The sequence below is a fragment of the Nesterenkonia sp. PF2B19 genome (genome assembly GCF_001758425.2).
GTDB lineage: Bacteria > Actinomycetota > Actinomycetes > Actinomycetales > Micrococcaceae > Nesterenkonia > Nesterenkonia aethiopica.
In genome coordinates, this window is record NZ_MDSS02000091.1 from 1 (window position 1) to 7394 (window position 7394).

Below are 7394 nucleotides of genomic sequence, written 5' to 3' on the forward strand. Positions count from 1 at the left end.
CCGGGGACCTCGGCTTCGCCGACCCGGCCGCCGCGATGCGCCGGATCGCCCGCACTCTGGAGACCGCGATGGGCGGCTCCTCCGGGGTGCTGCTGGCCATCCTCGCCACCGCCGCCGGACGCAGCCTCGAGACTGACGGCCGGGCGGACTGGTCCGGCGCGCTCGCCGAGGGGATCGCCGCAGTGCAGCACCATGGCGGCGCCGCCGAAGGGGACCGCACCATGCTGGATGCGCTGATCCCCGCCCAGCGGGCGCTCGCCGAGGGTGACGGCGTCGTGGTCCCCGCGGCGGTGGCTCAGGCGGCCGCAGCAGGTGCCGAGGCGACGGCGACCCTCACTGCGCGCGCGGGCCGGGCGGCCTATGTGCCGGACTCAGCCACTCAGGGCTCCCCGGATGCAGGGCCGCCGCCGTCGCGAAGCTGGTGCGAGCACTGGCGGATTCGCTCAGCTGACCGGAACAGGCGGGGTCCCGGTGCGTCGAGGGGGCATTCTCCCGTGCGACATCCCTGTCATGACGCGCGTCAGCGAGCGGGCAAGCGCCGGAATGTGACTCCTCGTCCCTCAGGTGTGGGGCGTGGCCCATGGATGGGCGGGCTCAAGGATGGGCGGGCTCAAGGGTGGATGACGCCCAGGGGCAGGATCACGCCGCAGTCTCCCGTCGGCGGCGAAGAAGGGACCCGAATTCATCGAGCGCGGGGCGCTGGACCGCGAAGTACGCCCAGCGGCCGCGCTGGGTGCGGGTGAGCAGCCCCGCCTCGACGAGGATCTTCAGGTGGTGAGAGACCGTGGGCTGGGACAGTCCCAGCGGTGCGGTGAGGTCGCAGACGCAGGCTTCGCCGTCCTCGGTGTGCTCGATCAGGGACAGCAGGCGCAGCCGCACGGGATCCGCCACAGCTTTGAACACGGCGGCCAGGGGTTCGGCCTCCTCGGTGGTCAGCGGGCCCTGGAAGGTGGGCAGGCAGCAGGCGCTGTCGGCCGGTGTCGCGGTGCTCATGGAGTCATCGTAGCTCACGTATTGACGAATTTCGATGAGTGGTCCTAGAGTCTCTCGTATCGAATCTTGTCTATGTATCCTGGTGCCACGTCGGCTCCAGATGACGCCGACCCTGAGGAGACCCCATGCAACAGATGACCAGCACCGGTCCCGCCGCTCCCTCCGCTCCCTCCGCTCCCTCCGCTGCGGACGCCCTGCCGGTCGCGGTCATCGGTGCCGGCCCGGTGGGTCTCGCCGCCGCGGCCCACCTGCTGGAGCACGGGATCGAGCCGCTGATCCTGGAGGCCGGCGACGACGTCGGCGCCGCCATCCGGCAGTGGGGCCACATCCGACTGTTCTCGCCGTGGCGCTACGACCTCGACTCCGCCTCCACCCGCCTGCTGGAAGCCGCTGGTTGGGAGCCGCCGCGGCCCACCGCGCTGCCCTGGGGGCGGGAGATCGTGGAGGACTACCTGGAACCGCTGGCCCAGGTGCCCGCCATCCGTGACCGTCTGCGCACACGCTCCCGCGTGGTGGCCGTGACCCGCGGATCCCGGGACAAGACCCATGTCCGGGGTCGTGAAGGTGCGCCGTTCGTCCTGCGCGTCCAGCGGCGCACCGAGGCCGGACTGCAGGTCGACGAGGTCCGCGCCCGCGCGGTCATCGACGCCACCGGCACCTGGAGCGCCCCCAATCCCCTCGGCGCGGCCGGGCTGCCGGCGCTCGGGGAAGACGCACCCGGCGTCGTGCCGCACCTGACGGGAGCTCTGCCAGATGTGCTCGGTGAGGAGCGGCAGCGGTTCGCCGGCCGGCACACGCTGGTGGTCGGTGCCGGGCACAGTGCGACCAACACGCTGCTGAACCTCGCCCAGCTCGCCCGGGAGGAGCCCGGCACCCAGGTCCACTGGGCGATCCGCGGGCAGGACCCTGGCCGGACCTACGGCGGGCGCGACGCGGACGCTTGCCGGCCCGCGGAATGCTCGGCACCCGGCTGCAGCGCGCGGTCGAATCCGGCGCCGTCCAGCTGCACGCGCAGGCGTCGGTCTCTGCGCTGCGCCCGGTCGAGGACGGGAAGGGGCACGGCGTCGTCGTCACCGTCGGTGATGGCGACTCGGCCCGCGAACTCACGGTGGACACCGTGGTGGCGGCCACCGGATTCCGCCCCGAACTGGACATGCTGCGCGAGCTGCGCCTGGAGCTCGACCCCGCCGTGGAGGCGCCGGTGCGCCTGGCGCCGCTCATCGACCCGGAGATCCACTCCTGCGGCACGGTCCCCGCCCACGGGGCAGACGTCCTGGCCCACCCCGAGGATGGGTTCTTCCTGGCCGGCATGAAGTCCTACGGGCGAGCGCCGACGTTCCTGCTGGCCACCGGCTATGAGCAGGTCAGGTCCATCGCCGCGCACCTGGCCGGCGACGACGCCACCGCCCGCGACTGGCCCTGCCGGAGACCGGGGTCTGCTCGGTGGCGGCGCCCGAGCCGGAGCTGATCGGCGTCCCCACCGGGGTGGCGCACGGTCGCACCGGGGACTGACGCGGGTCCGACGCATCAGGCGCAGCCCTTCCGGTCAGGTGAGGCCCGCCTCCCGGGCGTGGATCGCCGCCTGCATCCGCGAACTCAGGTGCAGCTTCGCCAGCACGCTGGAGACATGCGTCTTCACCGTGGCCAGGCTGATCACCAGCTCCTCGGCGATCTGCGCGTTGGAGAGCCCGCGGCCGAGCGCCCGCAGGACGTCGAGCTCCCGCGGGGTGAGCTCCCCGAACGCTCTCTCGGTGCCGTCGGCGACACTCGCGGGGGATCCCGGCGACCTGCCGGATGCGCTGGCGGTGACGGCGTCCGTTCCTGTGACCGGTGCGCCCTCGTCGGCCACGAACGTGCGCAGCAGCCGGCGCGTGACCTCCGGTGCGATGACGCCGTCTCCGGCGGCGATGCGACGGATCGCGTCCAATAGTTCCTGCGGGTCGGCGGACTTCAGCAGGAACCCGGCGGCCCCGGCCCGTAGGGCGCCGAACACCACCTCGTCCAGGTCGAAGGTCGTCAGCATCAGCACCTCTCCGGTGCTGGCCTGGACGACCTGTCGTGTGGCGGCGATGCCGTCGGTGCCCGGCATCCGTGCGTCCATGATGACCACGTCCGGGCGCAGGGACTGTGCCTGCTGCACGGCGACGGCACCGTCGGCGGCCTCACCGATCACCTCGATGTCCGCCGCCGTCTCCAGCAGCAGTCGCAGCCCGGCCCGGATGCTGGGGTGGTCATCGGCGAGCAGCACGCGGACGGGCGGCGTTCCGTCGTCGGCGTGCGGGGTGGGGAAGGGCATGCTCATCGTCTCCGTCCTCGGGGAAGGTCTGCCGTCAGCACCCAGAGGTCCCCGTCGCGGCCCGCCTGAAGCGTGCCGCCGGCCTGGGCGAGCCGTTCCCGCATGGTGATGATCCCCGTGCCGGTGGCCAGTGCCGGGGAAGGTCCTCTGCCGACAGGGGCGTCTGGCACGCCGTTGGTCACTCGCAGGCGCATCTGGTGCGGAGTCTCGGTGAACTCCACCCGAGCGGCGCCGTCCCCGTGGGCCGCCGCGTTGGTCAGCGCCTCCTGCAGCACCCGGGAGAGGACTCCCCGGATGCCGGAGCGGGTCGGCTCGTCCCCGCGCGGAACCTCGCCGGAGACCTGCAGCGACAGGCCGCGGCTGCGGGCGACCTCCACCACGTGCTCGAGGGACGGCGGAGCCAGCAGCTCGGAGCTCTGGGCGTCGCGGCTCTGGGCGTCGCGGCCCTCCGGGACGCCTCGGGGACTCGGCGTCCTGGCCACGCAGCAGGTTCACCATGGTCCGCAGGTCCTCCAGGGCGGTGACGGACGTCCGCCGCACCTCCTCGAGGGCGCGGCGGTCGCGGTCCTGGTCAGGGGAGCCGGCAAGCGCCGCCCCGGAGTGCAGGGCGATGGCCGAGACATGCGAGGAGATCACATCGTGGAGCTCGCGGGCCATCCGCTGGCGTTCCGCGGCCACCGCCCGGCGCCGGTCCAGCTCATGCACCCGCACCAGCGCCGCGTGCCGTTCCGCGTCGAGCCGGTCCCGTTCAGCGGCGAGCGGCCCCAGGGGATATCCCCGGCGGACCTCCACAGACCACCACAGCGGAAGCAGCAGGACGCTGCCGATCAGCAGCGTCGCGGAGACCGCCGTGCCGGCGTCCCCGCCGGCCGCGAACAGCACGACGCCGCCGGCGAGCATCAGGGCCGCGAACACCCCCGCCAGCCAGGACAGGGAGCGGCGTCCTCCGCGCAGACCGAAGAAGTAGATGAGGTCGGCCAGGCACAGCCAGATCCCGACGCTTCCACCGATGGCCAGATCGGCCAGTACGCAGAGGCCTCCCGCCAGCAGCGCCGTCAGAGGCGCCGCCGGCTTGACGATCATCGCCGCGCCGATCACGGCCAGTGGCCCCAGATGCCACCACCAGACGGGGCCCGGTCCGAGGGAGTCCAGCCACGGCGTGGGCAGCAGACCCCGCAACTGGACCGCCAGCAGCCCGAGGGCGGCCGCCAGCGTCACGACGGTCTGGACCTGATCGCGGCGCCGCAGAGGGTCCGGCCAGGTGGGCCGTCGACCCCGGGGAGGCGGACTGCGTCGTCGGAGGCCCTGCGCAGGCCGGGGGAGGAGTCCATGACGTCATCTCACCACAGCGCGGGCGCCTGGTCCTCCGACCAAAGTCTGAGGAGCGGGTCAGGGTTCAGCCCTTCGGCCGATGCGCAGGGCGCGGGGCCAGGGCAGGGTGGCAGGTATGAGCACCACAGACATCCTCATGCCGGTCCTGGACAGCACCTGGTCTGCTGTGAGCCTCTCGGACCTCAGCGGCGAGCTGCCCACCGACGGGCTCGGTGCCGGACTGTGGGGGATCCTCGCCGTGCTGGCCCTGATCGACTCCACCACCTTCGGCACGCTGCTGATCCCGGTCTGGCTGCTGATGGCGCCGGGGAGGCTGCGCGCCGGACGGGTGCTCGTCTACCTGGGTGTGGTGGCCGCCGGCTATGCCGTCATCGGTGTGGTCCTGCTGGCCAGCCTGACCTTCTTCGGGGACGGGCTGCTGAGCTGGTTCGCTGAGGTCCGCGGCACGCCGGTGTTCCTCCTGGGGCAGGCGCTGCTGGGCGCCGCCCTGCTGGCGTACAGCTTCCACCTGGACCCGATGACCAGGGCGGGCAAGGCGCGGAAGGCTCGCCGCGAGCAGGCACGGGGCTCCGCCGGCCGGGTGACTCGGTGGCGTGCCCGGGTGTTGGGCACGGAGGTCTCGCCGGCCCCTGAGGCGGTGACATCACCGCGGGCGCAGACCGCCGCCGCGCCGTCGTCCGGACAGGCTGGCCCGTCCGCGTCGGAGTCGGCGTCGGCGTCGACGTCGACATCCGCGGTCCGACCGGCCGGGGTGGGTGCGCTGGTGGGACTGGGGCTGCTGGCCGTGCTGCTGGAGATCGGCACGGTGCTGCCGTACCTGGCGGGCATCGGGATGGTCGCCGCGACGGGTCCGCAGTGGCCGGCGTCAACCGTGATGATCCTCTTCTACTGCCTGATGATGGTGCTTCCGGCGCTGGCGCTGCTGGGCGGACGCCTCGTGGCCCAGCGGGCTCTGCAGGGCCCGCTGGAGAAGCTCGAGGGGTGGCTCAGCCGTCACGCGGCGGGCATGGTCGCCTGGGTGGTGGGCGGCGTCGGGGTGCTGCTGCTGATCAACGCCCTGGGATCGCTCGACGTGCTCTGAGCGGACCAAGGCCAGGGGCTCCGCGGTTCACAGCTGGCGCAGAGAGTCCAGCAGCTCGTCGGCCTGGCGCAGATTCCGGGCCAGCTTCTCCCGGCGTTCCGCCAGCTCCTCCTGCAGGGTGGCCAACCGCCCTCTGGCCTGGTCATCCTCCGGGGAGGCGGTGACGGCGTCGATGGCCTCCAGTGCCCTGGTGATCTCGTCGAGCGAATAGCCCAGCGGCTTCAACGTGCGGGCCACCAGCAGGCGTTCGAGATCGGTGGCGGTGTAGACGCGGAATCCGCCCTCGGTGCGGGAGGCCGGCAGGAGGCCGACGTCGTCGTAGTGGCGGATGGTGCGGTGGGAGAGGCCGGTCTTCTCGGCGAGTTCCCCGATGTGCATGGTCGACTTCGCGGGGGAGTCCGTGCCGGCGGCAGGGACGTGCGCCTCCGATGCGTCATCTCGTGTCCTGCTGCGGTCATGCATCGGGATCCGCCTCCGTCCGGCCAGCTGTCAGGTCCTGTCACGGCGTGCGCGTCGCCGGCCCGCCGGATGCACCGCGTCACGGGACTTTCGAGGGCCCAGTCTATGTGGCCTGCCGCGTGGTGCGCCGGTCTCGTTCTGCCCACTGACGGTATGCCGCTCCGCTGACGTCGGCAGCGCAGGTCCCGTACGCTCGTGCCATGCCTGATCAGCCCGACGCCCTGTTCGCTGATCCGCGCCTGGCCGCGGTCTATGACGCGCTCGACCCGGACCGTGGGGACCTCGACGAGTATGAGGCCGCCGTCGCCGCACTGGAGGCCCAGAGGGTCCTGGACATCGGGTGCGGCACCGGAGTGCTGGCACGTCGACTGGCCCACCGGGGGATGCAGGTGATCGGTCTGGACCCTGCCGCGGCCTCGATCGCGGTGGCACGCAGCCGCCCCGGGGCCGAGCGGGTGCAGTGGGTGACCGGCACGGTGGCCGCCCTGGAGGCGGCTGATCTGCCGACAGAGGTCGTCGCGATGCTCCCGGTGGACGCCGTGACCATGAGCGCCAACGTCGCTCAGGTGTTCACAGACGACGCGGAGTGGTCCGCAGTGCTGGCAGCGGCGCACCGCGCGATGCCTCCCGGAGGGCTGCTGGTCTTCGAGGCCCGTCGGCGAGAGGCCCGTGCCTGGGAGTCCTGGACTCCGGAGCAGTCTCGCACCCGGGCTGATGTGCCGGGGGTGGGCGCGGTGGAGCGCTGGGTGGAGGTGGTCGACGTCGTCGGCGACGGCGAGCTGGTCACCTTCGATCAGCCCACCGTGTTCCTCGATGAGAAGACTGGCGCCCCGCTCGACGACGGCACCCGGTGGGAGTCCCGCTCCACTCTGCGGTTCCGCACCCGGGAGGAGATCGAGGGATCGCTGGAGACGGCAGGCTTCACCGTGGACGTGCTGGACCTGGCGTACGCGCCGGGCTGCGGGTGGCTGTATCTGGCTCGGCGCCGCCCGTGAGCCGGGACGGAGCTTCGCCCGGTCGGTTCCGGACCCGGCGCCGGGATCCTCAGCTCAGCGCCCGCCCGATCCGTGTCACCGCCTCGGTGAGGATCTCCTGCGACGTCGCCATGTTCAGCCGAGCGTGGCCTGCCCCGCCGTCACCGAAGGGGTTCCCCGCGGTCAGCGCGACTCCGGCCCGCGCCAGCAGCGCCCTGGCGGGGCCGCGGATCGGTGCCTCGGCGCCGCGGCGGCCGAC

General features: G+C 72.7%; 7 protein-coding genes and 3 pseudogenes. 4 read left to right on the forward strand and 6 right to left on the reverse strand.

Annotated elements, in window-relative coordinates:
- On the forward strand, positions 1–743 hold a 743-nt coding region (locus BCY76_RS20860; protein WP_139827862.1), incomplete at its 5' end, for a DAK2 domain-containing protein.
- Here the strand turns inward: BCY76_RS20860 and BCY76_RS16535 are convergent.
- A complete protein-coding gene (locus BCY76_RS16535; RefSeq protein ID WP_085437936.1) occupies positions 640–993 on the reverse strand; it encodes an ArsR/SmtB family transcription factor in 354 nt (117 codons plus the stop codon). The genes BCY76_RS20860 and BCY76_RS16535 overlap by 104 nt on opposite strands.
- 134 nt (positions 994–1127) lie before the next feature.
- On the opposite strand from BCY76_RS16535, the pseudogene BCY76_RS16540 reads away from it, so the two are divergent.
- A pseudogene (locus BCY76_RS16540) lies at positions 1128–2505 on the forward strand (FAD-dependent oxidoreductase).
- A 34-nt stretch (positions 2506–2539) separates the two neighbouring features.
- Here the strand turns inward: BCY76_RS16540 and BCY76_RS19700 are convergent.
- The 3 genes and pseudogenes from BCY76_RS19700 to BCY76_RS20865 form a co-directional block, all read right to left on the reverse strand.
- Positions 2540–3295, reverse strand: a complete 756-nt coding sequence (locus BCY76_RS19700) for a response regulator (RefSeq protein ID WP_237090242.1) — start codon at positions 3293–3295, stop codon at positions 2540–2542.
- Positions 3292–3771, reverse strand: a complete 480-nt coding sequence (locus BCY76_RS19705; RefSeq protein ID WP_237090243.1) for an ATP-binding protein — start codon at positions 3769–3771, stop codon at positions 3292–3294. Before BCY76_RS19705 ends, BCY76_RS19700 begins: the two co-directional genes overlap by 4 nt.
- A 52-nt stretch (positions 3772–3823) precedes the next feature.
- Positions 3824–4372 (reverse strand): annotated as a pseudogene (locus tag BCY76_RS20865) (histidine kinase); the annotation flags it as partial.
- 364 nt (positions 4373–4736) lie between these two features.
- Between BCY76_RS20865 and BCY76_RS16550 the strand changes: the two are divergent.
- Complete coding sequence (locus tag BCY76_RS16550; RefSeq protein WP_070158812.1) at positions 4737–5702, forward strand: GAP family protein; 966 nt, start codon at positions 4737–4739, stop codon at positions 5700–5702.
- 27 nt (positions 5703–5729) lie between these two features.
- Here the strand turns inward: BCY76_RS16550 and BCY76_RS16555 are convergent, their stop codons facing one another.
- Entirely contained in the window at positions 5730–6080 is a 351-nt protein-coding gene (locus BCY76_RS16555) for a MerR family transcriptional regulator (RefSeq protein ID WP_070158813.1), read from the reverse strand.
- A 281-nt stretch (positions 6081–6361) separates the two neighbouring features.
- On the opposite strand from BCY76_RS16555, the gene BCY76_RS16560 reads away from it, so the two are divergent.
- Positions 6362–7156 carry a class I SAM-dependent methyltransferase gene (locus BCY76_RS16560; protein ID WP_085437938.1) on the forward strand — a complete coding sequence of 265 codons (795 nt, stop codon included), beginning with the start codon at positions 6362–6364 and terminating at the stop codon, positions 7154–7156.
- Between the two features lie 49 nt (positions 7157–7205).
- Here the strand turns inward: BCY76_RS16560 and BCY76_RS18350 are convergent.
- A pseudogene (locus BCY76_RS18350) lies at positions 7206–7394 on the reverse strand (hypothetical protein); the annotation flags it as partial.

Bases quoted from the DNA above. Each gene is read 5' to 3' on its own strand.
- BCY76_RS16535 (WP_085437936.1), bottom strand. From the start codon at position 993: ATGAGCACCGCGACACCGGCCGACAGCGCCTGCTGCCTGCCCACCTTC.
- BCY76_RS19700 (WP_237090242.1), bottom strand. From the start codon at position 3,295: ATGAGCATGCCCTTCCCCACCCCGCACGCCGACGACGGAACGCCGCCC.
- BCY76_RS16550 (WP_070158812.1), top strand. From the start codon at position 4,737: ATGAGCACCACAGACATCCTCATGCCGGTCCTGGACAGCACCTGGTCT.
- BCY76_RS16555 (WP_070158813.1), bottom strand. From the start codon at position 6,080: ATGCACATCGGGGAACTCGCCGAGAAGACCGGCCTCTCCCACCGCACC.
- BCY76_RS16560 (WP_085437938.1), top strand. From the start codon at position 6,362: ATGCCTGATCAGCCCGACGCCCTGTTCGCTGATCCGCGCCTGGCCGCG.